This is a genomic window from Pseudomonas shirazensis, assembly GCF_014268785.2.
GTDB lineage: Bacteria > Pseudomonadota > Gammaproteobacteria > Pseudomonadales > Pseudomonadaceae > Aquipseudomonas > Aquipseudomonas shirazensis.
In genome coordinates this window covers 37,292-63,663 of record NZ_JABWRD020000005.1, presented here as the reverse complement: position 1 = coordinate 63,663, position 26,372 = coordinate 37,292, and the positions used below count along the sequence as shown (strand labels likewise).

The window sequence follows — 26,372 nt, the reverse complement described above, 5'->3', positions numbered from 1 at the left end:
CCGGGCGGATAAGCGAAAGCGCACTTTAAGAGTGCACCATTTATTCAGAAACGAAAAAATATAGGCAAGAAACGCTCATGTCAAAGGTCGAAAGTGAACGCTCAGCCACAATTTGACCCGCAGCGAGGTCTCTGACTATTCCGACAGCATCTGGCGATTTGCCGACAAGCTGGCTGGCTCGCGGCTTTTCACCTAAAGTAGCCGCCGAACTTCTCTGCTCGGAGCCCCGCATGACCCCCGCTCTCGACCTGCTGAAAAAAGCCCGCGCCGAACACCGCGTGCACACTTACGAACATGATCCGAAGTCGGCCTCGTATGGCCTGGAAGCCGCTGAAAAGCTCGGCATCGATCCTGTGCAGGTGTTCAAGACGCTGCTCGCCAGCAGTGAAAAGGGCGAGTTGTTGGTGGCCGTTGTGCCGGTGGTGGGCACGCTCGACCTGAAGGCTCTGGCCCACGCGGCGGGGGTCAAGAAGTGTGAAATGGCTGACCCGGCGGCGGCGCAGCGGGCCACGGGGTATCTGGTCGGCGGGATCAGCCCACTGGGGCAGAAGAAGCGCCTGCGCACCTTTATCGATCAATCAGCGCAGCAGTTCGCAACCATTCACGTAAGTGCTGGCCGGCGCGGACTTGAGGTCGAATTGGCTGCTGCGGTACTGGCCGAGCATACCCAAGGGAAATTTGCCGAGATCGGCCGGGGCTGAGAAGCCGGGTGATGCTGCCGTCACCCGTCATCGTGTCCCAAGCCGTGTCTCAGCTCGCCGAGCTGTAACGGCGAACGCCGTTTTCCTGACGAGCGTGCTGGGTGGCGACGCTGCCCGGCACCGGGAACAGCACGAGGTGATCGGCCTTCACTGCAATGCCGACGTCCTGGCCGACCTGATGATCGATGTGGCTGGCGAAGATCGCTTCCAGCTGGCTGCCGGTCGCCAGCTGCAAGCGATACAAGGTTGAGGCACCGAGGAAGCTCTTGCCAACCACGCTGGCGCGCAGGGGGCTGTCTGGCGCATGGACGATGTCGTCCGGGCGCAGCAACACGTCAACCGAACTGCCAACGGCCATGGTGTAGGCGCGATTGCCACGCAGCTCGCCGAGCTCGGTGGTCACCGCTTCATGGCTGCTCATCTGCCCACGAATGAAATAGCCCTGGCCGATGAAGCTGGCCACAAACGGCGTCTGCGGTTCGTGATACAGGTTGTAGGGGGTATCCCACTGCTCCAGCCGACCTTCCTTGAACACGCCGACATGATCGCTGACGGCAAACGCCTCTTCCTGATCATGCGTGACCAGAATGGCGCTGGTGCCACGGCTTTTGAGGATGTCGCGGACCTCATGGCTGAGGCGCCTGCGCAGTTCCACGTCAAGGTTGGAGAACGGCTCGTCGAGCAACAGCAGTTGCGGCTCCGGCGCCAGTGCTCGGGCCAGGGCAACGCGCTGCTGCTGGCCGCCGGACAGCTCGTGCGGGTAACGCCCACCGAGCCCGACGAGCTTGACCAGCTCGAGCATCTCTTCAACTACAGCGGCCTGGCGCGGATGCTTGCTGATGCCAAAGGCAATGTTTTGCGCGACGGTCAGGTGCGGGAACAGCGCGTAGTCCTGGAACACCATGCCGATCCGGCGTTTCTCTGGTGACAGAGTAAAACCCGCCCGCGAAATGACTTCGCCAGCGAGCTGGATTTCACCGTCGTGCACCGGCTCGAAGCCGGCAATCGCCCGCAGCGTGGTGGTCTTGCCGCAACCCGATGACCCGAGCAGGCAACCGATGTCGCCTGCGTTGAGGTGCAGATTGAGGTTCTGGACGATGCGCTGCTCGCCATAGCCGCAGGCGAGGTTGCGCAGGTTGAGCAATAACGGATGACTCATGCGTGGTGGTAAGCCGGTTCGACAAGAAATTCGAGAAGGGCCTTTTGTGCATGCAGGCGGTTTTCAGCTTGGTCCCAGGCGACCGAACGTGGGTCGTCGAGCAGGTCCAGGCTGATTTCCTCGCCACGGTGGGCGGGCAGGCAGTGCATGAACAAGGCGTCGGGTGCAGCCAGGTCGAGCAGTTCGCGGGTGACCTGATACGGTGCGAAATGCGCCAGGCGCCGTGCAGTTTCCTCTTCCTGGCCCATGGAAGTCCAGACATCGGTGGTAACCAGGTGGGCGCCGGCAATCGCTTGCTTGGGGTCGCGCACGATCTGCACCCGCTCACCGGCAAGGGCGAGGAAGCGCGGATCAGGCTCGTAGCCTTCCGGGCAGGCGATGCGCAGCTGGAAGTCGAACTGCTGGGCGGCTTCGATGTACGAGTTGCACATGTTGTAGCCGTCGCCGATCCAGGCCACGGTCTTGCCCTGGATCGAGCCACGGTGTTCGAGGAAGGTCTGCATGTCGGCCAGCAGCTGGCACGGGTGCGACTCATCGGACAGGGCGTTGATCACCGGCACCCGCGAGTTGGCCGCAAATTCGGTGAGGATGCGGTGGTGGTGGGTACGGATCATCACCGCATCGAGCATGCGCGACATGACGATGGCGCTGTCGGCGATCGGTTCACCACGGCCCAGCTGAGTGTCGCGCGGCGACAGGAAGATCGCCTGGCCGCCAAGCTGGATCATGCCGGCTTCAAACGACAGGCGGGTCCGGGTCGAGGCTTTCTCGAAGATCATCCCCAGCACCCGGTTCTTCAGTGGCTCGAACAGCACGCCGCGGTTACGCAGGTCCTTCAGCTCGATGCCGCGACGGATCACGCCGAGCAATTCGTCAGCAGTGAAATCCATCAGGGAGAGAAAGTGCCTAGCGCTCATGATTGACTACCTTAATTGCAACGGTTCGCAGGCCAGTCGTTGGCTTTAATTGACAACGGGAGAGACCTGCGGCGTAAGCCGCACGGAGCGGACGAAATAGGGAAAGGCGCAATACTATAATTAAATGTCGCGTGAAACAAAGGGGGTTCATCGTGCGCCTGTATCAACGGATGTCCTAAGGCTATGGCCCGGCGCCGTTTTTTATTCATTACGGAGTTTTTACACGGCGGGTGAGGGGCTTGGCAAACCCGCTGTCGTTAATCGCCTGCCTGATGGCGCAAGATTCAGCCGGCGAAGTGCGCTGGCGAGCGCTTTCAGCGCGGCCCATAGTGGCTGCTCCCCTTGAGCGGAGCGAGTCGACCATGGCCACCACTGTGCATCATCGTGCGTGTCATCTGTGCGAGGCCATCTGTGGCCTGAACATCGAGATCGACCAGCCTATCGGCGCGGCTGCACGCATCGTCTCGATCAAAGGCGATCCGCTCGATACGTTCAGTCGCGGCCATATCTGTCCCAAGGCGGTAGCATTGGAGGATATACAGGACGATCCGGATCGCCTCCGACAACCGCTGCAACGGGTTGGCGAGCGCTGGCAGCCGATCGACTGGGAGGCTGCATTCGAGCTGGCTGCAGAGAAACTCTGGAGCATTCAGCAGGCGCACGGGCGCAACGCGGTGGCGGTGTATCAGGGCAACCCCAGCGTGCACAACTACGGGCTGATGACCCACAGCAACTACTTCCTTGGCCTGCTAAAGACCCGCAACCGCTTTTCGGCAACCTCGGTGGACCAACTGCCGCAGCACCTGACCAGCCATCTGATGTATGGCCACGGCCTGTTGCTGCCGATCCCTGACATCGATCACACCGACTTCATGCTGATTCTGGGCGGCAATCCGCTGGTCTCCAATGGCAGTATCATGACCGTACCGGACGTGCACAAGCGCCTCAAAGCACTGCACGCCCGCGGCGGGCAACTGGTGGTGATCGATCCGCGCCGCAGCGAAACGGCCGCCATTGCCGATCAGCACCTGTTCATCCGCCCGGGCACTGACGCTGCATTGCTGTGTGGCTTGCTCAATACCCTGTTTGCAGAGGATCTGGCCAAGAGCTCGCACTTGCCGGTCAATGGCCTGGAGCAGGTCCGCGCAGCGATTGCGCCGTTCGATGTTGAGCGCATGAGCGCAGTGTGCGGGGTGCCTGCCGAGCAGATTCGGCAACTGGCGCGGGATTTCGCTGCAGCCGAACGGGCGGTCTGTTATGGCCGCATGGGCGTCTCGACCCAGGCCTTCGGCAGCCTTTGCCATTGGCTGATCCAGCTGATCAATCTGGTGACCGGCAATCTTGATCGGGTCGGTGGGGCGTTGTGCACAGAGCCTGCGGTGGATCTGGTCGCTACAAGCTCAGGCGGCCATTTCAATGCCTGGCAGAGCCGCGTCTCCGGGTTGCCGGAATACGCCGGCGAGCTACCCGTGGCAGCTTTGGCCGAGGAGATGCTCGTGCCCGGTGCTGACCAGGTGCGGGCGCTGATCACCGTGGCGGGCAATCCGGTGTTGTCGACGCCCAATGGCCGTCAACTGGACCAGGCCTTGGGCGGCCTTGAGTTCATGCTCAGCATCGACCTGTACCTCAACGAAACCACGCGCCACGCTGACCTGATCTTGCCGTCGACCACGGCACTGGAAAACGACCACTACGACACCACCTTCAACCTGCTGGCGGTGCGCAATGTCACCCGTTTCAATCGGGCAGTGCTGGCCAAGCCTGCCGGTGCGTTGCACGACTGGGAGATCTTCGTTGGTCTGGCCAAGGCGTTCGCCAGGCGTGCGCAGAAGGAACTGAAGCCGACCATGCCCCCGGCGCAGATGATCGACCTGGCGTTGCGCCACGGCCGCTATGGCCAGGCGTCGCCGTGGGCGTTGTCACTGGACGCCCTGGATCAGCATCCACACGGCCTGGACCTGGGGCCCTTGCGCGCCAACCTGGCCGCGCGCCTGGCTACCCCCGGCAAAGCGGTCGAGGCAGCGCCGACGCAACTGCTTGAAGACTTGCAGCGCCTTGCCAGACAGGCCCCGGCAGCGCCGGACGAGCTGCTGTTGATCGGTCGCCGGCACGTGCGCAGCAACAATTCGTGGATGCATAACTTTCATCGGCTGGTAAAAGGCAAGCCGCGCCATCAGTTGCTGATGCATCCCGATGATATGCAGCAGCGTCAGTTGAGGGATGGCCAGCGCGTGAGCATTCAATCGCGCACGGGTGTGGTCGAGGTGGACGTGCAGGCCAGCAGCGAGATCATGCCCGGCGTGGTCAGCCTGCCCCATGGCTTCGGCCATCGCCGCCAGGGCGCGCGATTGCAGATCGCCGCTGAGCAGCCAGGGGTCAGTGCCAATGATCTTACCGACGAGCTGCAGCGTGACGCCGTGTCGGGCAATGCTGCGTTGAATGGTGTGCCGGTGCGGGTCACGGCCGTTTGAACGCGCACTGCTGATCCGACCGCGTGCAGGTCGACCCACGGCCGGGCTTTCCGATACAATGGCTGACCGTGCCGACCATCGAGTCGGAAAGTTCAGACGAGGTGCTTCATGGATATCATCGAAACAATCAAAGAGCAGATTGCCAACAACACCATTCTGCTTTACATGAAAGGCTCGCCGAACGCGCCTCAGTGCGGCTTTTCGTCCAAGGCGGCCCAGGCTGTTATGGGCTGTGGCGAGAAATTCGCCTATGTCGACATCCTGCAGAACCCGGAAATCCGCGCCAACCTGCCCAAGTACGCCAACTGGCCGACCTTCCCACAGCTGTGGGTTGCCGGTGAACTGGTCGGCGGCAGCGACATCATGATCGAGATGTTCGAGAACGGTGAGCTGCAAAAGCTGGTCAAGGAAGCGGCTGCCAATGCTGCCAAGGCTTCCGAAGCCTGATTGACCTTACTGGGCAAGCAGCCAAAGTTGTTTGCCCAGGCATGAAAAAGCCCCGCACTTGGCGGGGCTTTTTCATATGGGCTGAGAGTTACTCTTCGCCCATCTGCGACTGCAGGTAGTTCTCGATGCTGATCTTGTCGATCAGGCTCAGCTGGGTTTCCAGCCAGTCGATGTGCTCTTCCTTGGATTCAAGGATGTCTTCCAGCATTTCCCGCGAGCCGAAGTCGCCAGAAGTTTCGCAGTGCGCAATAGCTGCCTTGAGATCGATCAGGCCGCTTTGCTCGATCTTCAGGTCGCATTCCAGCATCTCTTTGGAGTGCTCGCCGATCAGCAGCTTACCCAGGTCCTGCACGTTAGGCAGGCCTTCGAGGAACAGGATGCGCTTGATCAGCTTGTCTGCGTCCTTCATCGCCTCGATGGACTCTTTGTACTCGCGCTTGCCCAGGGCGTTGAGGCCCCAGTCTTCATACATACGCGCGTGCAGGAAGTACTGGTTGATAGCGACCAGCTCGTTCCCGAGGATCTTGTTGAGATGCTGGATGACGCTGACGTCGCCTTTCATGTCCGTATTCCTGCCGTGTTGAGTGTGTCAATACCCGAAGTCTGAGCCTGACAACTTCCAGTGTCAAACCTAAGTTGTTGAATAATAAATGAAATTTAATCGGAATAAGAATGTTTGTGAACCGCGTTGGCACGCTAACTTATTGAATTAAAGGCATAAAAAAACCGGACGCAAGGTCCGGTTCTTAAAAATACGGGGGGAAATCAGACTGCATTAAATTCGACGGGATAGGGCAGGGCGGGCTGCTGGCTGACCTGGAGGTCGGTCAACGTCTCACGCACCACCTGCTTGGCAAGGCACGCGCACTTGCCGCATTGGCTCGCCACGTTGGTGGCCGCCCGGACTTCCTTGTAGCTACAGCATCCCTCGTAGATCGCATCGCGAATCTGTCCGTCGGTGACGCCGACACAAAGACACACATACATAGAGGCTGACCATCGTCGTTGAGTCGATGCGATGGAGAGTAATAGTAATGAGAATGCTTGTCAAAGCGGTTTCTGAAACTAAATGTGCAAGGGCGACCGGCGGTTGGACCTGGCCTGTCATCTTAACCTGTGTATGATGGTCAGCCTTTGCTGGATGCTTGGCGGGTTTGCCGCCGGGCAACGTTTTTTCACCTTCATCAGGAGATAACGATGAGCGTACTCGTTGGTAAACAAGCCCCCGACTTCACCGTTCCAGCTGTGCTGGGCAACGGCGAAATCGTCGACAGCTTCAACCTCGCTTCGGCGATCAAGGGCAAGTACGGCCTGGTATTCTTCTACCCGCTGGACTTCACCTTCGTCTGCCCGTCCGAGCTGATCGCGCTGGACAACCGCATTCCAGACTTCGCTGCGCGCAACGTCGAAGTGATCGGCGTGTCGATCGACTCGCACTTCACTCACAACGCCTGGCGTAACACCCCGGTCAACAACGGTGGCATCGGCCAGGTCAAGTACACCCTGGCGGCTGACATCACCCACGAAATTTGCAAGGCCTACGACGTTGAGTCCGAAGGCGGCGTAGCCTTCCGTGGCGCCTTCCTGATCGACCTGAACGGCGTTGTCCGCTCGCAGATCATCAACGACCTGCCGCTGGGCCGTAACATGGACGAGCTGCTGCGTCTGGTTGACGCTCTGCAATTCCACGAAGAGCACGGCGAAGTCTGCCCTGCCAACTGGAAAAAAGGCGACAAGGGCATGAACGCTTCGCCAGAAGGCGTTGCTGCTTACCTGAGCGAGAATGCCGGCAAGCTGTAATCGCCACGCATAAAAAAACCGGCCCAAGTGGCCGGTTTTTTTGTGTCCGCCGCGCGCCCCACAGACACCGCACCCTGTGTAGGAGCGGGCTTGCCGGGGCGCCGGACCGGTCGGAAAGGGCTGCGTAGCGGCCCCAGGATGTGTACAGCGCCGCAAAACTGCCGGGCCCGCTACGCGGCCTTTCGCGACACAAGGCCGCTCCTAGAGACAGGATGCAAGGCCGCTTCTCTGGCTGCAATCAATCGCGCCAGCCGCCCAGATCCTTCCAGCGGTTGACGATGCCGCAGAACAGCTCGGCAGTCTTCTCGGTGTCATAACGCGCCGAATGCGCCTCACGGCCGTCGAAATCGATGTCGGCGCTCTGGCATGCTCGCGCCAGTACGGTCTGCCCGTAGGCGAGGCCGGCCAGGGTAGCAGTGTCGAAGCTGGAGAATGGGTGGAACGGATTGCGCTTGAGGTCATTGCGCGCAACCGCAGCATTGAGGAAGCCCAGGTCAAAGCTGCTGTTGTGGCCGACCAGGATCGCCCGCTTGCAGCCGTTGGACTTGAGCGACTTGCGAACGCTGCGGAAGATTTCGGTCAGCGCGCTCTCTTCACTCACTGCCATGCGCAGTGGGTGGTCAAGCTTGATCCCGGTGAATTCCAGTGCCGCCGCCTCGATGTTGGCGCCTTCAAACGGCTCGACGCGGAAGAAGTGCGTGTGTTCAGGGAACAGGAAACCCTTCTCGTCCATGCCGATGGTGACCGCAGCGATCTCCAGCAGGGCATCGGTAGCGCTGTTGAAGCCACCGGTCTCGACATCGATAACAACCGGCAGGTAACCGCGGAAGCGCTCGGCCATCGGGTGGCGTGGGCCACCGCTGGAAACTTCCTGGTCGTCTTCGTACAGATCTTCGCTCACGCGTTTTCCTCCAGCAGGCGCCAGCGCAGTTTTTCACCGGCGCGCAGCGGAATCACAAGGTTGTCGCCAAACGGCAGGCTGCTTGGCGCAGTCCATTCTTCACGGACCAGAGTAATCCGGTCGGTGTTTGCTGGCAGGCCATAGAACGCTGGGCCATGCAGGCTGGCAAAACCTTCCAGCTTGTCCAGCGCGTTGCGCTGTTCAAACGCTTCGGCGTACATCTCGATCGCCGCATACGCGGTGTAGCAACCGGCGCAGCCGCAGGCGGCTTCCTTGGCGTGCTGGGCGTGGGGCGCCGAGTCGGTGCCAAGGAAGAACTTGCGATTGCCGCTGGTAGCAGCGTCCAGCAGCGCCACCTGGTGGGTGTTGCGCTTGAGGATCGGCAGGCAATAGAAGTGCGGGCGAATACCGCCGACCAGCATGTGGTTGCGGTTGTACAGCAAGTGCTGAGCGGTAATGGTCGCACCGACATTGGCCGGTGCTTCACTGACAAACTGCGCGGCATCGGCCGTGGTGATGTGTTCGAACACCACCTTGAGCGTCGGGAAGCGGTCGACCAGACGGCGCATGTGCTCGTCGATAAAGCGTTTTTCGCGGTCGAATACGTCGACATCGGCATGCGTCACTTCACCGTGCACCAGCAGCGGCATGCCGGTTTCGGCAAGGGCTTCGATGGCCGGGAAGATCTTGTCGATGCTGGTCACGCCGGAATCGGAGTTGGTCGTGGCGCCAGCCGGGTACAGCTTGGCGGCGTAGACAAAACCACTGGCCTTGGCCGCGCGGATGTCATCGGCACTGGTACGGTCGGTAAGGTACAGCACCATCAGCGGCTCGAAGCGGCTGCCAACTGGGCGCGCGGCAAGGATCCGCTCGCGGTAGGCACCCGCTTCGGCGGCATCGCGCACCGGCGGAACCGTGTTGGGCATGACAATGGCGCGGGCGAAGGTACGCGCTACGTCGCCAACGGTGTGGGGCAGGACAGCACCATCGCGCAGATGGATATGCCAGTCATCGGGACGCAGGAGGGTCAGGCGGTCGGACATTGGGGATTCCAGGCGGGTCGAACTCAAGTGCGAATGCTACCGGAAAACCCTTGGTCGAGCACGGCTATCAAGTTTTCCGGCGCTCGACCGATAGCCTGCAGGTAAGCCGTCAGAATTTGTGGAGCCGCCCGTGCGCCAGCGTTACCTAGCCCTGTTCACCTTGTTTGCCAGCCTGCCGGCAGGCGCATTGACCTTCCAGACCCGGATGGAGAACATCGCCTGGACGGTCGAAGGCGATCAATTCGAATGCCGCCTGGTCCAGCCGATAGACGGCTTTGGCAGTGGCGAGTTCGTGCGTCGCGCAGGCGAGCAACCAACCTTCCGCCTGCGCTCGGACACCAACCTGCTCGGCGCCGGCTCTGCCACCTTGCTCGCCGCCGCTGCGCCATGGCAGCCGGGGCGCAGTGATGTCAGTCTCGGTGCCGTACGCCTGGCCCGCAGTGGGGTGTTGTTCACGTCCTCGCAAGGCCAGGCCAGTCGCTTGATCAACGGCCTGATGGATGGGCGTAGCACGGTCGTGCGCAACCATGCCGGCGAGGGTGGTCGAGCAATGGAAGTGCGAGTGCTGCCCGTCAGCTTTGCGAAGGCGTTCAACGACTATCAGCTGTGCGCGAGCAAGCTGTTGCCGATGAACTACGACCAGATTCGCCAGACGCAGGTCGCCTTCCCGCGTGGGGTCGAACTGGACAGCAATGGCCGGGCTCGGCTGGACGTGATTCTCGATTACCTGAAGGCCGATCCGACGGTCAATCACATCGAGCTCAACGGTCATTCCGACAACGGTGGCAATCGTCTGGCCAATCGCGAGGACTCGCGGCGCCGGGCGCTGGCGGTTGCCGAGTATCTGGTCGCACATGGTGTGCCTGAAACGCAGATCATCGTGCGCTTCCATGGCGAGCGCTACCCGCTGGCGAAGAACAACAGCGCGGCCAATCGGGCGCGTAACCGTCGCGTCAACATCGAACTGGATCGCGTCACGCCAGTGGCCAAACCGGCGGAAAAAGCGGTCGAGCCTTCCCCAGCTGGCGCTCCTGCGGCCCCTGCGCCTGCGGCCAAGCAACTGTAAACAGCCAGATCCGCGACCGTTGGTCGCTGTATCGAAAGTTCTTGTCGCTTTGTCGTCAGAAGCTGTCGCCCCACTGTAAATTTGCCCGCGAGGCCGGTAGAATCGACGGCTTTCCGTAAACCCCGTGGAGTGATGGCATGGCGGACGTAAATAAGGTCGTACTGGCGTATTCCGGCGGCCTTGATACTTCGGTGATTCTCAAGTGGCTGCAGGACACCTACAACTGCGAAGTGGTGACCTTCACCGCTGACCTAGGCCAGGGCGAAGAGGTCGAACCGGCCCGCGCCAAGGCTCAGGCGATGGGCGTGAAAGAAATCTACATCGATGACCTGCGCGAAGAATTCGTGCGTGACTTCGTGTTCCCGATGTTCCGCGCCAACACCGTCTACGAAGGCGAGTACCTGCTGGGTACTTCCATCGCGCGTCCGCTGATCGCCAAACGTCTGATCGAGATCGCCAACGAAACTGGCGCTGACGCCATTTCCCACGGTGCGACCGGCAAGGGCAACGACCAGGTTCGTTTCGAGCTCGGCGCCTACGCGCTCAAGCCAGGCGTCAAGGTCATTGCACCATGGCGCGAGTGGGACCTGCTGTCCCGCGAGAAGCTGATGGATTACGCCGAGAAGCACGGCATCCCGATCGAGCGCCACGGCAAGAAGAAGTCGCCGTACTCGATGGACGCCAACCTGCTGCACATCTCCTATGAAGGCGGCGTGCTGGAAGACACCTGGACCGAGCACGAAGAAGACATGTGGAAGTGGAGCGTCTCCCCGGAGAACGCCCCTGACCAGGCGACCTACCTCGAGCTGACCTTCCGCAATGGCGACATCGTTGCCATCGACGGCGTCGACAAGTCGCCAGCTACCGTGCTGGCCGACCTCAACCGCATCGGCGGCGCCAACGGCATTGGCCGTCTGGACATCGTCGAGAACCGTTACGTCGGCATGAAGTCGCGTGGCTGCTACGAGACCCCTGGCGGCACCATCATGCTGCGCGCTCACCGCGCCATCGAGTCGATCACCCTCGACCGTGAAGTGGCTCACCTGAAAGACGAGCTGATGCCCAAGTACGCCAGCCTGATCTACACCGGCTACTGGTGGAGCCCGGAGCGGATCATGCTGCAGCAGATGATCGACGCTTCGCAGGTCAACGTGAACGGCGTAGTTCGCTTGAAGCTGTACAAAGGCAACGTCACCGTGGTCGGCCGCAAATCCGACGATTCGTTGTTCGATGCCAACATCGCTACCTTCGAGGAAGATGGCGGCGCATACAATCAGGCTGACGCGGCTGGCTTCATCAAGCTCAACGCACTGCGTATGAGGATCGCCGCAAACAAAGGTCGTTCCCTGCTGTGATCGACTGCCAGATGGCGTGATCAACCCCGGCCTAGCGCCGGGGTTTTTTTTGCCCGCCAGCGACCTCGAACAGCACTGACTGAGGGGTGTCGGCGAGCGCCTCGACGGCCAGATGGATCTGCTTGTGCGCGTCCAGGTTGTACAGCGTCCAGCTGCGCGCGCTCGGCTCTGGGTCGGCCAGCGTGCGGTGGATATGCTGTTCTATCAGTTCACCAGCGTCCGGACCGGAAAACGCAATGGTCGCCGAGGCCTGCCCATGCATTCGCTCCGCTTCGATTGTTGGCTGCCGCTGCGCCGCTTCATGTGCAGCGGGCTGGTAGAGGGTCTGGTGATTGAAGTTCAGGGTCAGAAAGAACAGTACCGTAAGAAAAAATGGAAAGCCGACCAGAAACCATGTGTAGATCATCTGGCTGGCTTCGCTCAGGAACGGCAGCGAGGCCAACGCCGATGCCTCGACGATGCCTGCAAAGATCGCTATGAGCGTCAAAGGACTCAGACTTTTTTCATTTTTCATGTTTGCAGCCCCCGTCGATTTAGCTCTTGTTTACCCGTTGCAGCGTGCGCCGAAAAGGTAGCCGAGTTCCTCGCTTGGTTAGAGTGCCGCCGCGTCATCAGAGCATTGATGTTGAGTCCTGCCTTGTGGGCTGATTGATCCTGCATGCGTCAGCGATGATGCTGGCTTGAATAGCGCTCGTGTTGCTCGGCTGCCGTCTGGTGAATAGAGGGCAGGGGGCATGATTTCCTAAGATGCCTGTTTGTAGGAAATTTCCTTGATTAACGTAGGTTCCATCTCTGCGTGTCCTACGGGCCCCACCCCCCGCGCTATTTGCCGTTGCGCTCGGTTATGGTGGCGGCTGGATAAAAAAATAAATCAATGGATATCGCATGAATAAAGTGCTTATCGTGGATGATCACCCAGTCATTCGCCTTGCTGTGCGCATGCTGATGGAGCGGCATGGTTATGACGTTGTGGCAGAAACCGACAACGGCGTAGATGCGCTGCAGCTGACCCGGGACTACCTGCCAGATATCGTGGTCCTGGACATCGGTATACCCAAGCTCGATGGGCTTGAGGTGATTGGCCGCATCGGCCTCGCCAGCCCCAGCAGCAAGGTACTGGTGTTGACGTCGCAGGCGCCAGGGCATTTCTCCATGCGCTGCATGCAGGCCGGCGCTGCCGGCTATGTCTGCAAGCAGCAGGAACTGACCGAATTGCTCAGTGCAATCAAGGCGGTGCTCTCGGGCTACAGCTATTTCCCCAATCAAGCCCTGCACAAGGCTCGTAGCACCATCAGTCGTGGGACCGAGACCGAAATGGTCGAGCGCCTTTCTGCGCGTGAGATGATGGTGCTGCAGCAGTTGGCCAGGGGCAAGAGCAACAAGGATATCGCCGAAAGCATGTTCCTCAGCAACAAGACCGTCAGCACCTATAAAACCCGGCTGCTGCTCAAGCTCAATGCTCGCTCACTGGTCGATCTGATCGAGCTTGCCCAGCGTCATGGGCTGGCCTGAGCAGGCTTAGTGCCGACCTGTTAACAGATCGTGGTTTTACAGGTCGTAGTCGTAATCGGCGAGTTGCCGCTGCAGACGTCGCTCCTCCAGCAAGTTGTCAATGGTGCGACGTTTGTCCAGGTTGGTCTTGGCAACTTCTACCCGCGGCTCCGGCTCGTCATCGGTGCTCAGTACCAGATCGTCATCGATCACCAGGTCTTCTTTGTCAGTGCTCATGAGTTACTCCAAGCCAATGGGCCATTGGCCGACCTTATAACGAGAATCTCTGGTCTGGTAAAAAAGATTTTTTCAATCAGGCAGGGGGTGTTCTAGCTATTGGCTCAATCGTCCGAGGTTTTTAGTCGGTATTCGCACAAATCCTCGATGCGGCAGCTGCCGCAGCGCGGCTTGCGCGCCTGGCATACGTAGCGGCCGTGGAGGATCAGCCAGTGATGAGCATCGAGCAGGTAATCCTTGGGAACGAAGCGCATCAGCTTTTTTTCCACTTCCAGCACGGTCTTGCCAGGGGCGATCCCGGTGCGGTTGCTGACGCGGAAAATATGCGTGTCGACGGCCATGGCAGGTTGCCTGAACGCCGTATTGAGCACCACGTTGGCGGTCTTGCGGCCCACGCCTGGCAGCGCCTCGAGTGCTTCGCGGTTGTCGGGGACCACGCTGCCATGCAGCTCAATCAGCAGCCTGCAGGTTTCGATGACGTTTTTCGCCTTGCTGTTGTACAGGCCGATGGTGCGGATGTAGGCGCTTAGCCCGTCGACGCCCAGGGCGTAGATCGCCTCGGGTGTATTGGCAACCGGATACAGGCGCGCCGTGGCCTTGTTGACGCCGACATCGGTGGCCTGGGCTGACAGGATCACCGCAATCAGCAATTCAAACGGTGTGGTGTAGGCGAGTTCGGTCTTGGGCTCTGGGTTGTCTTCGTGCAGCCGACGAAAGATCTCCAGGCGTTTGGCGGCATTCATGAAAGGCTAGGCTCTCGTTTGAGGCGGGGAGGCGATGGTCGCTGGCCACATTGGCCAAAACAACGCCCCGGCACTTGGCCGGGGCGTTGTTGCTCGGTTACTTGATGCGCTGGCCTGGCTTGGCGCCGCTGTCAGGGCTGAGCAGGTAGATCTCTTCGCCGCCAGGGCCGGCTGCCATGACCATGCCCTCGGAGATGCCGAAGCGCATCTTGCGGGGCTTGAGGTTGGCCACCATCATGGTCAGGCGGCCTTCCAGCAACGACGGGTCAGGGTAGGCCGACTTGATCCCGGAGAACACGTTGCGACGCTCATCGCCGATGTCCAGGGTCAGTTGCAGCAGCTTGTCGGCGCCCGGTACTGCTTCGGCTTTGACGATCAGGGCTACGCGCAGGTCGACGGCGGCGAAGGTGTCGAATTCGATTTCCGCAGCCAGCGGATCCTTGCTCAGCTCGCCATTGCCAGCAGGGGCGCTGGGAGCCTGGGAGGCGAGCAGGTCTTCCTTGCTGGCGGCGATCATGGCTTCGACCTTGGCCGGTTCGATGCGGCTCATCAGCGGCTTGAACGCATTCAGCTGATGATTTTCCAGGCGTGACTGGTGATCGTCCCAGCGCAGCGGCGCGACGTTGAGGAAGGCCTCGGCGTCTGCTGCCAGCACTGGCAATACCGGTTTGAGGAAGATCACCAGCTGGCGGAACAGGTTGACGCCCTGGGCGCAGATGGCCTGCACTTCGTCCTGCTTGCCTTCCTGCTTGGCCAGCGACCACGGCGCCTTGTCGGCAATCCAGGCGTTGGCGCGGTCGGCCAGGGCCATGATTTCGCGCATGGCGCGGGCAAAGTCGCGTGCCTCGTAAGCTTCGGCGATCGATGGCGCAGCGGCGGCAAAGGCTTCGGTCAGTTCAGGCGCAGCGTCACCGCCGACCATCACACCGGCATTGCCTTTGTGGATGAAGCCTGCGCAACGGCTGGCAATGTTCACCACTTTGCCGACCAGGTCGGAGTTGACCTTCTGGATGAAGTCTTCCAGGTTCAGGTCGAGGTCATCGACGCCGCGGCCAAGTTTGGCGGCGTAGTAATAACGCAGGTATTCCGGCGCCAGGTGGTCGAGGTAAGTACGCGCCTTGATGAAGGTGCCACGCGACTTCGACATCTTCGCGCCGTTGACCGTCAGGTAGCCGTGCACGTTGATTGCGGTCGGCTTGCGCAGGCCTGCGCCTTCGAGCATGGCCGGCCAGAACAGGGCGTGGAAGTTGACGATGTCCTTGCCGATGAAGTGATACAGCTCAGTGGTCGAGTCGGCCTTCCAGTACGCATCGAAGTCCAGCTCCGGGCGGCGTGCGCAGAGGTTCTTGAAGCTGGCCATGTAGCCGATGGGCGCGTCCAGCCAGACATAGAAGTACTTGCCTGGCTCATCCGGGATTTCGAAACCGAAATACGGAGCGTCGCGGGAGATGTCCCACTCCTGCAAACCGGAGTCGAGCCACTCGGCGAGTTTGTTGGCAACGGCGTCCTGCAGGGTGCCACTGCGGGTCCACTGCTGCAGCATGGCCTGGAAGTCAGGCAGCTTGAAGAAGAAGTGCTTGGAGTCCTTCAGTACTGGCGTGGCGCCAGAGATCGCTGACTTGGGGTTCTTCAGTTCGGTCGGGGCGTAGGTTGCGCCGCACTTCTCGCAGTTGTCGCCGTACTGATCTTCAGCGGCGCACTTGGGGCAGGTGCCCTTGATGAAGCGGTCGGCCAGGAACATGCCTTTTTCCGGGTCGAAGTACTGCGTGACCGAGCGGTTGGCGATGTGCCCGGCGTCGCGCAGGCGGGTGTAGATCATGCTCGACAGTTCGCGGTTTTCATCGCTGTGGGTCGAATGGAAGTTGTCGAAGTCGACCAGGAACTCGGCAAAGTCACTGCTGTGCTCGGCCTGCACGTCGGCGATCAACTGCTCGGGGGTGATGCCTTCTTTTTCGGCACGCAGCATGATCGCCGAGCCGTGGGCGTCGTCGGCGCAGACATAGGTGCACTGGTTGCCGCGCAGCTTCTGGAAGCGAACCCACATGTCCGTCTGGATGTACTCGAGCATATGGCCAAGGTGGATGGAACCGTTGGCATAGGGCAGGGCGCTGGTGACGAGAATCTGACGTGGCTCGGACATGGTGGCTCGGCTATTACTCTGGCTAGACGGGATACAAAGTTGATCGGCCACTATAAAGCGACAGCGAATTTATTTCACCCCATCGACGTACCTGCTGACGATTGACGGGTTAGCATAGGTGCCTGTCTCACCTTCAGATCTTGCCTATGGGAGCCTCCATGAGTGCCGTCACACGTGCCGATGTCGAAGCCGCGCTTCGCCAGTACACCGATCCCTACCTGAACCAGGACCCGGTCAGCGCCGGTTGCGTAAGCGCGATCAACATCCAGGGTAGCCAGGTCAGCGTGCAGCTGCAGTTGGGCTATGCCGCCGGGCTGTTCAAGAATGGTTGGGCGCAGGTATTGCAGACCGCTGTCGAGAACATAGAGGGCGTGACTGCGGCCAACGTCTCGATCGATTGTGTGATCAGCGCACACAAGGCCCAGGCGCAAGTGCCCGGCATGGCCAACGTGAAGAACATCATCGCCGTTGCCTCGGGCAAAGGTGGCGTAGGCAAGTCGACCACCTCGGCCAACCTGGCCTTGGCGCTGGCGCGCGAAGGGGCGCGGGTGGGTATTCTCGATGCCGATATCTATGGCCCAAGCCAGGGCGTGATGTTCGGTATCGCCGAAGGCACTCGACCGCAGATTCGTGAGCAGAAGTGGTTTGTGCCGATCGAGGCGCACGGCGTCGAAGTGATGTCGATGGCATTTCTGACCGACGACAACACGCCGATGGTCTGGCGCGGGCCGATGGTCTCCGGCGCCCTGCTGCAACTGGTGACCCAGACGGCCTGGGATGATCTGGACTACCTGGTGATCGACATGCCGCCCGGCACTGGCGATATCCAGCTGACCCTGGCGCAGAAAGTCCCGGTGGCCGGTTCGGTGATCGTGACCACGCCGCAGGACCTGGCCCTGCTTGACGCGCGCAAGGGTGTAGAGATGTTCCGCAAGGTCAACATCCCGGTACTTGGCGTGGTGGAGAACATGGCCGTGCATATCTGCTCCAACTGTGGCCATGCCGAGCACCTGTTCGGTGAGGGCGGCGGTGCCAAGCTGGCCTCGCAATACGGTGTCGACTTGCTGGCGTCGCTGCCGCTGTCGATGCTGATTCGCGAGCAGGCCGACAGCGGCAAGCCGACTGCGATTGCCGAGCCTGAAAGTCAAATTGCCATGGTCTACCAGGAACTGGCGCGGCAGGTCGGTGCGCGTATCGTGCTGCAGGAAGCAGTCGCTCCGGCCATGCCGAGCATCACCATCAGCGAAGACTGATATCTCGGCATCCCTGCGTAAGTGGGGATGCCGTCCGCGCTGGTCTGATAGCTAAATTGCAGGCATAAAAAAACCCGCCGAAGCGGGTTTTTTGAAGCCAGCTGGAATTAACCCAGTTGAACTTCTTCAGCCTGCATACCTTTCTGGCCGCGGGTAGCGACGAAAGTTACGGCTTGGCCTTCTTTCAGAGTTTTGAAGCCGTCAGCTTGGATGGCTTTGAAGTGCACGAACAGGTCGTCACCCGATTGAGGGGTGATGAAGCCGTAGCCTTTTTCATCGTTGAACCACTTGACGGTACCGTTTTGACGGTTGGACATGTGTCTGTCTCCTTGGACAAAGTAATTATCGGCGCAGGAAATGCCCTGGCCGGACTGAGTGCAAAGAGTCGGAAAATTCAGCGATGGGCAGATTGGGATCGTGCATCTAACTAGAGTTCTCGGTGTCACGTGCAGCACAGTGACGTCACCATACCCCACTTTCTTCAGCCTGCCAATGGCCAAACGCGGCTTTGCTCAAAATCGGATCGGCGGCGGCTGCAAGCCCCGTCCGGCGTGGGATACGGTCGGGGAACTTTAACCCGGAGGCCGGGACCGGTAAGATGCGCTTCTCGTTTTTTACCTTGCAGCCTTCAGGACACCCGCCATGAGCATCAAATCAGACAAGTGGATTCGCCGCATGGCGCAGGAACACGGCATGATCGAACCCTTCGTCGAGCGCCAGGTGCGCGGTGACGAAGCCAGCCGGGTGATTTCCTTCGGCGTTTCCAGCTACGGCTACGACGTACGCTGCGCAGACGAATTCAAGGTCTTCACCAACATCAATTCGGCCACGGTCGACCCGAAAAACTTCGACGCCGGCAGCTTTGTCGACGTCAAAAGCGACGTCTGCATCATCCCGCCGAACTCGTTCGCCCTGGCGCGCACCGTCGAGTACTTCCGCATCCCGCGCAACGTCCTGACCATCTGTCTGGGCAAAAGCACCTACGCTCGCTGCGGCATCATCGTCAACGTCACGCCGCTCGAGCCAGAGTGGGAAGGCCATGTGACGCTGGAGTTCTCCAACACCACCACCTTGCCGGCAAAGATCTACGCCAACGAAGGCGTGGCGCAGATGCTGTTCCTCGAGTCCGATGAAGAGTGCGAAGTCTCTTATAAAGACCGTGGCGGCAAGTACCAGGGCCAGCGTGGCGTCACCCTGCCGCGGACCTGAGCCGACGAGCGCGGGGAATTAGTTGCCCGCAAGGCACTCCAACGGGGTAACAGTTGCGGCGTGCATGACGTACGCCGGCCCCCGTGAGGAGCTGCCCATGAAACTCCATACCACTGTCAGTGCCCAGCTGGCTCATCTCCAGCCCAACCAGATCGGCCTGCTGGCCTGGTCGCTGTTGGCGCAGCCACCACTGCCTGTGCAGGCAGGAGGGGTGCCGGGCCAGCCAGACCCGGACAGCCCGCAGCCGCCTCAGCCGGGTGAGGATCAACCGACCGAGCCGGGTGTACCGACCTTGCCGGACGATATACCGCCTACTCCTGTTGCGTAATTAACGCTGCACTGCCCAGACCCGCTCAGCCCCTGCCAGAAACACGCGGGTGGCTGCGTCGGGTTCGACCGTCCAGCCCCCGGTGAATTCGCCGAATGCGGGCAACAGGCAGACCTCCTTGTTGATCAGAAAGCACGGCAAGCGCAACCGCTGCCGGGCTCTGCCGCGCAGTACGTAAACCGGATGCACGTGTCCTGCCAGCACCGTGTGCGCAGGGTTTGCCGTGGGCTCGTGCTGCAGGGCAAACGGGCCGTATAGCCACGGTTCTTCCTTGATCTCGATGTTCAGCTCCGCCGGTGGGTCGCCGGCGTGGCGGTCATGGTTGCCGCGCACCAGAATCATCTGCACCTGAGCATGCCGCTCGCGCCAGGCCTTGAGCTTAGCGATGATCGCCGGCGCCTGAGCGTGGCGGGCGTGCAAGAAATCGCCGAGTACAATCAATTGCTCGCAAGCGTGCTCGGTAAGCAACGCATCAAGGCGGGCGAGGGTGGCATCGGTGGTGCCGCGCGGCACTGGCTGATTCAATGCGCGATAGCTTGCCGCCTTGCCGATGTGCACATCAGCGACCAACAAGGCCCGCCGCGCTGGCCAGTATAGGGCCTTGTCCGGCAGCAGCCAGAGCGTTTCGCCGCAGTGTTCAATTTCTAGATGCTGCATAGAAGTCCTTGTATTCAGGGCAAGGCTCAGCTCCCGCGTCGGGTTCGCCCGTTGGGTGCGTCGGCGACTTTTTCCAGATCAGCCACCATCCGTGCAATGCGGTCGGCCAGTTTTTCTGTGCTCAGGGTCTCGCGCATGCCTTCTACCAACAGCGCGAAAGCCAATGGTCCGGGGCGACGCAGGTCGTGCAGATCCAGACGCAGCGTGCTCAATTTGAGCAGCTGCCGATGCAGTCGCTCGATTTCCAGTTCTTCGCGCAGCACCTCATCCCGCGCTTGGCCGAGCAACAGATTGTCGGCGTCGTGCTTGCGAAATACCTCGTAGAACAATCCGCTGGAGGCCTGAATCTGTCGAGTGCTCTTCTGCGCGGCGGGGTAGCCGCCGAACACCAGACCGGAAATCTGCGCGATTTCGCGAAAGCGCCGCAGCGCCATTTCGCCCGCATTCAAGCTGGCCAGTGCATCTTCGAGCAGATCATCCGTGCTCAACGCCCGCGGCAGATACGTGGCCCAATCGACCGTGCTGGGGCTGACCAGCTCGAAGCCGTAATCATTGACCGCAATGGACACCGACAATGGCTGCACCCGGCTCACGCGCCACGCTATCAGATTGGCCAGGCCCAGGTTGGCCATGCGTCCGGCGAATGGGTACAGAAACAGATGCGAGCCTTGTCTTGAAGTGAATGTCTCGGCCAGCAGGGTGTGCTGGGTGGGCAGCGCCGACCAAGTTGCCTGCAACTCCAGCAGAGGTCGCACGGCGCGCATTTCGGGGCCGTCGAAATGGTCATGGGCTGCGGCATCCAGGCGCTCCACCAAGGCGTCCGCCAGTTCGCTCGACAGCGGCATACGGCCGCCATTCCAACGGGCAATCGCCGCCTTGCGAGCGGTACTGCGGCGTACATAGGCGGTCATATTCTCGACCCGCACCAGCTCCAGCACGCGGCCGGCAAACACCAGCGTATCGCCGGGTTTGAGGCGCGCGATAAATGATTCCTCGACGCTGCCCAGCTGTTTGCCGCCGCCGCCCTTGCTCCAGTATTTGAGCTGGATACTGGCATCGCTGACGATGGTGCCGATGCCCATCCGATGGCGCCGCGCCAGGCGCTCGTTGGCTACACGCCAGATGCCGTCGGCGTGGGCTTCGACGCGCTGGTAGTCAGGGTAGGCCGTCAGCGAACTGCCACCATGGCAGACAAAATCCAGCGCCCATTGCCACTGGCTGTCGCGCAGTTCGCGAAAGGCCCAGGTGCTGCGCACTTCCTCGAGCAGTTCTGCCGGGCGAAAGCCGCTGCCCAGCGCCATGCTGACCAGATGCTGCACCAGCACATCCATGCTCAGCCGCGGCGACTGGCGTGCCTCGATCTGGCCGGCGGCCAGGGCATGGCGAGCAGCGGCGGCCTCGACCAGCTCGAGGCTGTGGGTCGGCACCAGGGTAATCCGCGAGGCGCGCCCGGGCGCATGCCCGGATCGACCCGCACGCTGCATCAAACGCGCGATACCCTTGGCCGAACCAATCTGCAGTACCCGCTCTACTGGCAGAAAATCCACCCCAAGGTCCAGGCTTGACGTGCAGATCACCGCCTTGAGCGAGCCTTGTTTGAGACTGCGCTCTACCCAGTCGCGGGTCTGCCGAGCCAACGAGGCATGGTGCAGGGCGATCAAGCCGGCCCAGTCAGGGCGGTGCGCGAGAAGTGCCTGATACCACAGCTCGGCTTGCGCGCGGGTATTGGTGAAGACCAGGCAGCTTTCGCTGGCGTCGATTTCGGTACTGACCTGCTTGAGCATTTTCAGGCCCATGTGACCGGCCCAAGGGAAGCGCTCGATTGCCTCCGGCAATAACGTGTCGACGACAAAACGTTTGTCCTGACGCCCTTTGACCAGTGAGCCACCGGCGGGCAACAGCACATCGCGGGCGTGCTCAAGATTGCCCAAGGTCGCCGACAGCCCCCACACCACCAGCCCGGGATGCCAGCGGCGCAAGCGCGCCAACGCCAACTGGAGCTGCACGCCACGCTTGTTGCCAAGCAGCTCGTGCCATTCGTCGACCACCACCATGCGCAGCTGCGCAAAGTCTTCATTGGCCTGGGTGCGGGTCAGCAATAGGGTCAGGCTTTCTGGAGTGGTCACCAGCGTACTGGGCAGTCGCCGGGCTTGCCGGGCGCGCTCGGCAGAGCTGGTATCACCACTGCGCACGCCGACGTTCCAGTTCAGTTCCAGGTCATCCAGCGGCGCCTGCAGGGCACGTGCGGTATCCGCTGCCAGCGCACGCATCGGCGTAATCCACAGCACCTGCAGCGGCGCCGGCTTAGCGGTCGAGTTGACCGTGCGCGCATAGGCGCGCAGGGCGGCCAGCCATACCGCGTAGGTTTTGCCAGAGCCGGTACTGGCATGCACCAGCCCCGACTCGCCACGCTCGACGGCGGCCCAGACCTGGCGCTGAAAGGCGAAGGGTTTGAATCCACGCGTGGCAAACCAGGCGTTGGCAAGGTCGGTCGTGGCGGGCATGCGTGGATCCGTCAAAGGCTGTGCTTCTACAGACCGCTGTGCGTGTCCATTGGTTTACCTGTTAATTGCCCAACAGGTAACCACTGCGGCAAATCTGCTCGCCCGCGACATGGGCGACGACCATGCCGCTGGTTGCCATGCGCCGAACGCTACGGGCATACAGCAGCCCGGCCTGTTGATTGCGCAGCGAACTGACCTGATCGGTGAGCGGGTCGATCACCTCGGCAATCAGTTGCCCGGCTTGCAGGTATTGGCCGGGTTTTGCGTAAAATACCACCAGCCCGCCCTGGGCGGTGCTGACGGGTTCCACTGCGGCCAGTGGTGTGGCCGGATGGAGCAGCGCCGGTAATTCGGCCGGTTGCCCTTCGATAACCCCCGCGTGGGTCAGAAAGTCGATGATCGCCTGGCAGTCCTTGGTCGCCAGCGCGTGGCAGACGTCGGCTTGCCCGCGCAGCTCCAGCGTGACCGAAATGCCACCCTCGGGGATCGGGTAGCGCTTACCGAAGCGCTGCTGCAATTGCCACCAGACCAGACTGAAGCTCTCATCGAACGACTGCCCGCCCGAGTCGGTCGCGAGCAGGCTGGCCTGCGCCCCGAGGTAGCGCGCCAGTGGCTCTACCCGCGGCCAGGCCTGCGGCGTGGTGTACAGGTGCTCGACCGCTTCGAAGTCGCAGTGCAGGTCGAGGACCATGTCGGCATCGCACGCCAGTCGTTGCAGGCACAAGCGCTGGGACTGCAGCGCGGTACGTGCCGGGTGCGCGTCCAGGCCCCGGCGCAGGTGCTCGCGGATCAGCTCAAGGTTGTGTTGCGGGTCCTGGGTCAATTGGCCTTCGAGCTGGTCGCCGATGGTGTCCGAAAGGTCGACGAAGTTGCGGTTGAAGTTTTCCCCGCTGTGCAGCTCGAAGCGGCCCATGGGCGCATCCAGCAGCACTTGCTCGATGCCCAATGGGTTGGCCACTGGCACCAGCAGGACCTGCTGACGCAACAGGCCTTGCTGTTCCAGTTCGAGCAGGCGCTGCTTGAGGTGCCAGGCGACCAGCATGCCCGGCAGTTCGTCGGCGTGCAGCGAGGCCTGGATATAGACTTTGCCGGCGCCGGCTGGGCCGAACTGGAAGCTGTGCAGGTGCCGGCTGATGCCGGGCGCGGGGCTGAGCAAGCTGTGGGTCGAGTGGTGCATGGGGGTCCTGGGCGCTGGTTGATGATCGGGCTGCGACTGAAGATAGAAGCACAAACTTCGGCGTTGCGCATGCGCGCAGGCAGATCCCGATCACGGTTTTCAGCTCAGCAGGGCCTGCAAGGTAGCCAGGTCGTCGGCTTCCTCGACCGGCTTGTCCAGGCGCCAGCGCAGCATCCGCGGGAAGCGCACGGCGATGCCGCTCTTGTGCCGCTTGGACAGCGCGATGCCTTCAAAGCCCAGTTCGAACACCAGCGTCGGGGTGACGCTGCGCACCGGGCCGAAGGTTTCCACGGTGGTTTTGCGCACGATTGCATCGACCTTGCGCATTTCTTCATCGCTGAGGCCTGAGTAGGCCTTGGCGAATGGCACCAGCGCACGTCCAGGCGTGCCTGCCGGTGCGTCCCACACGGCAAAGGTGTAATCGCTGTACAGGCTCGCGCGCCGGCCATGGCCGCGCTGGGCATAGATCAGCACGGCATCGACGCTGAACGGGTCAATCTTCCACTTCCACCACTGGCCCATGTCCTTGGTCCGGCCAACCCCGTAGAGCGCATCGCGCTGCTTGAGCATCAGCCCCTCGACACCGAGGTTGCGCGACTGTTCGCGCTGCTCGGCCAGGTCGGCCCAGCTGTCGCCGGTCAGTAATGGAGACAGCAGCAGTGGCGCCTGCGGGTACTCGGCGACTACTCGCTCCAGCTGCGCGCGCCGTTCGTGCTGCGGGCGGCTGCGCCAGTCGTGGTCCTGCCATTCGAGCAGGTCGTAGGCCTGCAGCACCACCGGGGCATCGCCGAGCAGCTTCTTGCCCAGGGTCTTGCGGCCGAGCCGTTGTTGCAGCAGGGCGAATGGCTGCACGGCGACATCCTCGCTGCTGGCGCCCGGCTTCCACACCAGGATCTCGCCGTCGAGCACAGTGCCGTCCGGCAGGCTGCTGGCCAGGCTGTGCAGCTCGGGGAAGCGATCGGTCACCAGCTCCTCGCCTCGTGACCAGATCCACAACTGGCCCTCGCGTTTGACCACCTGCGCGCGGATGCCGTCCCACTTCCACTCCGCCTGCCAGTCGCTGACCGGGCCGAGCAGGGCGTCGAATTGTTCGGTCGGCGCTTGCAACGCATGGGCCAGAAAGAACGGATACGGCTGGCCGCCGCGCTGGCTGTGCTCGTCGGCCGACTCGGCGGCGATCAGCTTGAGGTAGCTGGCGGGACTCGGTTTATGGCTGAGGTCGGTATAGCCGACCATGCGCTGGGCCACGCGCTTGGCGTCGAGATCGGCCAACTGCGCCAGTGCGCGGGTGACCAGCAGTTTCGACACGCCCACACGGAAACTGCCGGTGATCAGTTTCAGGCAGAGCATCAGGCTCTGCCGGTCAAGCTGCGCCCACAGCACTGGCAGGCGCGCGCGTACCTCTTCCTGAGGCTGGCCGCGCAATGGCAGCAGATGCTGCTCGATCCACTCAGCCAGACCCTGATCACTGGCATGGGCGCTGTCGGGGAGCAGTAACGAAATGGTTTCGGCCAGGTCGCCCACTGACTGATAGCTCTCTTCGAACAGCCAGTCGGGCAGGCCTGACAATTCAATGGCCAGCTCACGCAACAAGCGGGTCGGCACCAGTTGCCGCGGCCGGCCGCCGGCAAGAAAGTACACCGCCCAGGCAGCGTCCTGCGCAGGTGCCTGGCTGAAATATTCGCGCAAGGCCAGCAACTTGGCGTTGCTCGAGGTGGTGCCGTCCAGGCGCAGGTACAGCTCGGCAAAAGCCTTCATGGCTGAACCTCGCGGGTGTCGTCTTCTTCGCCGTATTCGGTAACGAAGGCCCGCGCGTCCAGGCCTTGCTCGGACAAATAGCGCACCAGCACATTGACCGAACCATGAGTGACCATGACCCGCTCGGCGCCGGTCTGGGCGATGGCCCACAACAGCCCCGGCCAATCAGCGTGATCAGACAGCACAAAACCGCGATCGACCCCGCGCCGCCGTCGGGTGCCGCGCAGGCGCATCCAGCCGCTGGCGAAGGCATCACTGTACTCGCCGAAGCGCTTCATCCAGCTGCTGCCGCCGGCCGACGGCGGCGCCATGATCAATGCCTCGCGCAGTAGCGGGTCGTTGCGGGCGAAGTCGCCGGCGTAATGGGTCTCCGGCAGGGCCACGCCAGCTTCGCGATAGACCCGATTCAACGGCTCGACCGCGCCATGCACCAGGATCGGCCCGATGCTGGCGTCAAGGCCATAGAGGATGCGCTGGGCCTTGCCGAAGGCATAGCAGACCAACACGCTTGCCTTGCCTTGTTCGCGATTGGCCCGCCACCACTGGTTGATCTCGGCGAAAATCACCGCTTGCGGCGGCCAGCGGTAGATCGGCAGGCCGAATGTCGATTCGGTGATGAAGGTGTGGCAACGCACCGGCTCGAACGGCGCGCAGGTGCCGTCGGGCTCGACTTTGTAGTCACCAGAGGCGACCCATACCTCGCCCTGGTACTCCAGGCGCACCTGCGCCGAGCCGAGCACATGCCCGGCCGGGTGGAAGCTCAAGCTCACGCCGTGGTGTTCCAGGCGTCCACCGTAGGGCAGGGTCTGCAGATTGATGTGCTGGCCGAGCCGGCTGCGCAGGATGCCGGCACCAGGCGCCGCGGTCAGGTAGTGATTGTTGCCCGAACGTGAGTGATCACCGTGACCGTGGGTGATCACCGCGCGATCAACCGGGCGCCACGGGTCGATGTAGAAATCACCGGGTGGGCAGTACAGGCCTTCGGGGCGAGCAATCACAAGGTCCATGGCAGGCC

At 61.6% G+C, this 26,372-nt stretch carries 26 protein-coding genes; 10 read left to right on the top strand and 16 right to left on the bottom strand.

The genetic code is table 11. The features are described 5' to 3' along the window. The first annotated feature begins 230 nt into the window (after nucleotides 1–230). Entirely contained in the window at nucleotides 231–701 is a 471-nt protein-coding gene (gene ybaK, locus HU736_RS21050) for a Cys-tRNA(Pro) deacylase (protein WP_186700765.1), read from the top strand. Between the two features lie 49 nt (nucleotides 702–750). Here the strand turns inward: ybaK and HU736_RS21045 are convergent, their stop codons facing one another. After that, nucleotides 751–1,860 (bottom strand): ABC transporter ATP-binding protein, encoded by a 1,110-nt coding sequence (locus HU736_RS21045; protein ID WP_186700764.1) that lies wholly within the window; start codon nucleotides 1,858–1,860, stop codon nucleotides 751–753. Then, the gene (argF, locus tag HU736_RS21040; RefSeq protein WP_103438362.1) at nucleotides 1,857–2,777 is read right to left on the bottom strand and encodes an ornithine carbamoyltransferase; all 921 of its coding nucleotides are present in this window, start codon (nucleotides 2,775–2,777) and stop codon (nucleotides 1,857–1,859) included. The genes HU736_RS21045 and argF overlap by 4 nt, the downstream gene beginning before the upstream one ends. A 362-nt stretch (nucleotides 2,778–3,139) precedes the next feature. Here argF and HU736_RS21035 point away from each other — a divergent pair, with 362 nt between their 5' ends. Then, nucleotides 3,140–5,248: a molybdopterin-dependent oxidoreductase gene (locus HU736_RS21035; RefSeq protein ID WP_186700763.1), complete on the top strand. Its 2,109-nt coding sequence runs from the start codon at nucleotides 3,140–3,142 to the stop codon at nucleotides 5,246–5,248. 108 nt (nucleotides 5,249–5,356) lie between these two features. Next, nucleotides 5,357–5,695: a Grx4 family monothiol glutaredoxin gene (grxD, locus tag HU736_RS21030; RefSeq protein ID WP_101321842.1), complete on the top strand. Its 339-nt coding sequence runs from the start codon at nucleotides 5,357–5,359 to the stop codon at nucleotides 5,693–5,695. Nucleotides 5,696–5,783: 88 nt separating this feature from the next. Here grxD and bfr read toward each other — a convergent pair whose 3' ends face one another. Beyond that, the gene (bfr, locus tag HU736_RS21025; RefSeq protein WP_103438360.1) at nucleotides 5,784–6,257 is read right to left on the bottom strand and encodes a bacterioferritin; all 474 of its coding nucleotides are present in this window, start codon (nucleotides 6,255–6,257) and stop codon (nucleotides 5,784–5,786) included. 203 nt (nucleotides 6,258–6,460) lie between these two features. Next, the gene (locus HU736_RS21020; RefSeq protein WP_101321840.1) at nucleotides 6,461–6,682 is read right to left on the bottom strand and encodes a bacterioferritin-associated ferredoxin; all 222 of its coding nucleotides are present in this window, start codon (nucleotides 6,680–6,682) and stop codon (nucleotides 6,461–6,463) included. Nucleotides 6,683–6,892: 210 nt separating this feature from the next. Between HU736_RS21020 and HU736_RS21015 the strand changes: the two genes are divergently transcribed. Further along, a complete protein-coding gene (locus HU736_RS21015; RefSeq protein ID WP_101321839.1) occupies nucleotides 6,893–7,495 on the top strand; it encodes a peroxiredoxin in 603 nt (200 codons plus the stop codon). A 238-nt stretch (nucleotides 7,496–7,733) separates the two neighbouring features. On the opposite strand, the gene rnt is transcribed toward HU736_RS21015, so the two are convergent. Together rnt and pyrC are read right to left on the bottom strand one after the other, a co-directional pair. Next, nucleotides 7,734–8,336, bottom strand: a complete 603-nt coding sequence (rnt, locus tag HU736_RS21010) for a ribonuclease T (RefSeq protein WP_189691781.1) — start codon at nucleotides 8,334–8,336, stop codon at nucleotides 7,734–7,736. A 56-nt stretch (nucleotides 8,337–8,392) separates the two neighbouring features. Beyond that, nucleotides 8,393–9,439: a dihydroorotase gene (gene pyrC / locus HU736_RS21005; RefSeq protein ID WP_101321837.1), complete on the bottom strand. Its 1,047-nt coding sequence runs from the start codon at nucleotides 9,437–9,439 to the stop codon at nucleotides 8,393–8,395. A 130-nt stretch (nucleotides 9,440–9,569) separates the two neighbouring features. On the opposite strand from pyrC, the gene HU736_RS21000 reads away from it, so the two are divergent. Further along, complete coding sequence (locus HU736_RS21000) at nucleotides 9,570–10,505, top strand: flagellar protein MotY (RefSeq protein WP_186700761.1); 936 nt, start codon at nucleotides 9,570–9,572, stop codon at nucleotides 10,503–10,505. 137 nt (nucleotides 10,506–10,642) lie between these two features. Further along, the gene (locus tag HU736_RS20995) at nucleotides 10,643–11,860 is read left to right on the top strand and encodes an argininosuccinate synthase (protein ID WP_101321835.1); all 1,218 of its coding nucleotides are present in this window, start codon (nucleotides 10,643–10,645) and stop codon (nucleotides 11,858–11,860) included. Between the two features lie 31 nt (nucleotides 11,861–11,891). On the opposite strand, the gene HU736_RS20990 is transcribed toward HU736_RS20995, so the two are convergent. After that, the gene (locus HU736_RS20990) at nucleotides 11,892–12,374 is read right to left on the bottom strand and encodes a hypothetical protein (protein ID WP_186700759.1); all 483 of its coding nucleotides are present in this window, start codon (nucleotides 12,372–12,374) and stop codon (nucleotides 11,892–11,894) included. A 371-nt stretch (nucleotides 12,375–12,745) separates the two neighbouring features. On the opposite strand from HU736_RS20990, the gene HU736_RS20985 reads away from it, so the two are divergent. Then, nucleotides 12,746–13,372, top strand: a complete 627-nt coding sequence (locus tag HU736_RS20985) for a response regulator transcription factor (RefSeq protein WP_186700757.1) — start codon at nucleotides 12,746–12,748, stop codon at nucleotides 13,370–13,372. Between the two features lie 36 nt (nucleotides 13,373–13,408). Here HU736_RS20985 and HU736_RS20980 read toward each other — a convergent pair whose 3' ends face one another. From HU736_RS20980 to metG, 3 genes are all read right to left on the bottom strand, one after another. Then, the gene (locus HU736_RS20980; protein WP_101321832.1) at nucleotides 13,409–13,588 is read right to left on the bottom strand and encodes a PA3496 family putative envelope integrity protein; all 180 of its coding nucleotides are present in this window, start codon (nucleotides 13,586–13,588) and stop codon (nucleotides 13,409–13,411) included. 104 nt (nucleotides 13,589–13,692) lie between these two features. Further along, nucleotides 13,693–14,331 (bottom strand): endonuclease III, encoded by a 639-nt coding sequence (gene nth, locus HU736_RS20975; RefSeq protein ID WP_103438356.1) that lies wholly within the window; start codon nucleotides 14,329–14,331, stop codon nucleotides 13,693–13,695. Between the two features lie 97 nt (nucleotides 14,332–14,428). Then, entirely contained in the window at nucleotides 14,429–16,471 is a 2,043-nt protein-coding gene (gene metG, locus HU736_RS20970; RefSeq protein WP_186700756.1) for a methionine--tRNA ligase, read from the bottom strand. A 158-nt stretch (nucleotides 16,472–16,629) separates the two neighbouring features. Between metG and apbC the strand changes: the two genes are divergently transcribed. Continuing rightward, nucleotides 16,630–17,724, top strand: a complete 1,095-nt coding sequence (gene apbC, locus HU736_RS20965) for an iron-sulfur cluster carrier protein ApbC (protein ID WP_186700754.1) — start codon at nucleotides 16,630–16,632, stop codon at nucleotides 17,722–17,724. A 107-nt stretch (nucleotides 17,725–17,831) separates the two neighbouring features. On the opposite strand, the gene HU736_RS20960 is transcribed toward apbC, so the two are convergent. Beyond that, nucleotides 17,832–18,041 carry a cold-shock protein gene (locus tag HU736_RS20960; protein ID WP_101321828.1) on the bottom strand — a complete coding sequence of 70 codons (210 nt, stop codon included), beginning with the start codon at nucleotides 18,039–18,041 and terminating at the stop codon, nucleotides 17,832–17,834. A gap of 325 nt (nucleotides 18,042–18,366) precedes the next feature. On the opposite strand from HU736_RS20960, the gene dcd reads away from it, so the two are divergent. Both dcd and HU736_RS20950 read left to right on the top strand, forming a co-directional pair. Further along, nucleotides 18,367–18,933, top strand: a complete 567-nt coding sequence (dcd, locus tag HU736_RS20955) for a dCTP deaminase (protein WP_101321827.1) — start codon at nucleotides 18,367–18,369, stop codon at nucleotides 18,931–18,933. 97 nt (nucleotides 18,934–19,030) lie between these two features. Beyond that, nucleotides 19,031–19,261 carry a hypothetical protein gene (locus HU736_RS20950; RefSeq protein WP_103438353.1) on the top strand — a complete coding sequence of 77 codons (231 nt, stop codon included), beginning with the start codon at nucleotides 19,031–19,033 and terminating at the stop codon, nucleotides 19,259–19,261. Here HU736_RS20950 and pdeM read toward each other — a convergent pair whose 3' ends face one another. The 5 genes from pdeM to HU736_RS20925 form a co-directional block, all read right to left on the bottom strand. After that, nucleotides 19,262–19,918, bottom strand: a complete 657-nt coding sequence (gene pdeM / locus HU736_RS20945) for a ligase-associated DNA damage response endonuclease PdeM (RefSeq protein ID WP_186700753.1) — start codon at nucleotides 19,916–19,918, stop codon at nucleotides 19,262–19,264. It abuts the gene before it with no gap. 26 nt (nucleotides 19,919–19,944) lie between these two features. Then, nucleotides 19,945–22,422: a ligase-associated DNA damage response DEXH box helicase gene (locus HU736_RS20940; RefSeq protein WP_186700750.1), complete on the bottom strand. Its 2,478-nt coding sequence runs from the start codon at nucleotides 22,420–22,422 to the stop codon at nucleotides 19,945–19,947. Nucleotides 22,423–22,483: 61 nt separating this feature from the next. Next, entirely contained in the window at nucleotides 22,484–23,599 is a 1,116-nt protein-coding gene (locus HU736_RS20935) for a succinylglutamate desuccinylase/aspartoacylase family protein (RefSeq protein WP_186700749.1), read from the bottom strand. Between the two features lie 99 nt (nucleotides 23,600–23,698). Beyond that, nucleotides 23,699–25,357 carry an ATP-dependent DNA ligase gene (locus HU736_RS20930; protein WP_186700748.1) on the bottom strand — a complete coding sequence of 553 codons (1,659 nt, stop codon included), beginning with the start codon at nucleotides 25,355–25,357 and terminating at the stop codon, nucleotides 23,699–23,701. Then, nucleotides 25,354–26,364, bottom strand: a complete 1,011-nt coding sequence (locus HU736_RS20925) for a ligase-associated DNA damage response exonuclease (protein WP_186700747.1) — start codon at nucleotides 26,362–26,364, stop codon at nucleotides 25,354–25,356. The genes HU736_RS20930 and HU736_RS20925 overlap by 4 nt, the downstream gene beginning before the upstream one ends. Nucleotides 26,365–26,372 lie beyond the last annotated feature (8 nt).

Coding starts and splice junctions, on each gene's coding strand:
- HU736_RS20960 (WP_101321828.1), bottom strand. CDS start 18,041: ATGTCCAACCGTCAAAACGGTACCGTCAAGTGGTTCAACGATGAAAAA.
- pyrC (WP_101321837.1), bottom strand. CDS start 9,439: ATGTCCGACCGCCTGACCCTCCTGCGTCCCGATGACTGGCATATCCAT.
- HU736_RS20980 (WP_101321832.1), bottom strand. CDS start 13,588: ATGAGCACTGACAAAGAAGACCTGGTGATCGATGACGATCTGGTACTG.
- argF (WP_103438362.1), bottom strand. CDS start 2,777: ATGAGCGCTAGGCACTTTCTCTCCCTGATGGATTTCACTGCTGACGAA.
- HU736_RS20940 (WP_186700750.1), bottom strand. CDS start 22,422: ATGCCCGCCACGACCGACCTTGCCAACGCCTGGTTTGCCACGCGTGGA.
- HU736_RS20985 (WP_186700757.1), top strand. CDS start 12,746: ATGAATAAAGTGCTTATCGTGGATGATCACCCAGTCATTCGCCTTGCT.
- HU736_RS20925 (WP_186700747.1), bottom strand. CDS start 26,364: ATGGACCTTGTGATTGCTCGCCCCGAAGGCCTGTACTGCCCACCCGGT.
- rnt (WP_189691781.1), bottom strand. CDS start 8,336: ATGGCCGAGCGCTTCCGCGGTTACCTGCCGGTTGTTATCGATGTCGAG.
- HU736_RS21020 (WP_101321840.1), bottom strand. CDS start 6,682: ATGTATGTGTGTCTTTGTGTCGGCGTCACCGACGGACAGATTCGCGAT.
- ybaK (WP_186700765.1), top strand. CDS start 231: ATGACCCCCGCTCTCGACCTGCTGAAAAAAGCCCGCGCCGAACACCGC.
- HU736_RS20995 (WP_101321835.1), top strand. CDS start 10,643: ATGGCGGACGTAAATAAGGTCGTACTGGCGTATTCCGGCGGCCTTGAT.
- HU736_RS21045 (WP_186700764.1), bottom strand. CDS start 1,860: ATGAGTCATCCGTTATTGCTCAACCTGCGCAACCTCGCCTGCGGCTAT.
- bfr (WP_103438360.1), bottom strand. CDS start 6,257: ATGAAAGGCGACGTCAGCGTCATCCAGCATCTCAACAAGATCCTCGGG.
- HU736_RS21015 (WP_101321839.1), top strand. CDS start 6,893: ATGAGCGTACTCGTTGGTAAACAAGCCCCCGACTTCACCGTTCCAGCT.
- HU736_RS20990 (WP_186700759.1), bottom strand. CDS start 12,374: ATGAAAAATGAAAAAAGTCTGAGTCCTTTGACGCTCATAGCGATCTTT.
- pdeM (WP_186700753.1), bottom strand. CDS start 19,918: ATGCAGCATCTAGAAATTGAACACTGCGGCGAAACGCTCTGGCTGCTG.
- nth (WP_103438356.1), bottom strand. CDS start 14,331: ATGAATGCCGCCAAACGCCTGGAGATCTTTCGTCGGCTGCACGAAGAC.
- dcd (WP_101321827.1), top strand. CDS start 18,367: ATGAGCATCAAATCAGACAAGTGGATTCGCCGCATGGCGCAGGAACAC.
- metG (WP_186700756.1), bottom strand. CDS start 16,471: ATGTCCGAGCCACGTCAGATTCTCGTCACCAGCGCCCTGCCCTATGCC.
- HU736_RS20930 (WP_186700748.1), bottom strand. CDS start 25,357: ATGAAGGCTTTTGCCGAGCTGTACCTGCGCCTGGACGGCACCACCTCG.
- apbC (WP_186700754.1), top strand. CDS start 16,630: ATGAGTGCCGTCACACGTGCCGATGTCGAAGCCGCGCTTCGCCAGTAC.
- HU736_RS21035 (WP_186700763.1), top strand. CDS start 3,140: ATGGCCACCACTGTGCATCATCGTGCGTGTCATCTGTGCGAGGCCATC.
- HU736_RS20935 (WP_186700749.1), bottom strand. CDS start 23,599: ATGCACCACTCGACCCACAGCTTGCTCAGCCCCGCGCCCGGCATCAGC.
- grxD (WP_101321842.1), top strand. CDS start 5,357: ATGGATATCATCGAAACAATCAAAGAGCAGATTGCCAACAACACCATT.
- HU736_RS20950 (WP_103438353.1), top strand. CDS start 19,031: ATGAAACTCCATACCACTGTCAGTGCCCAGCTGGCTCATCTCCAGCCC.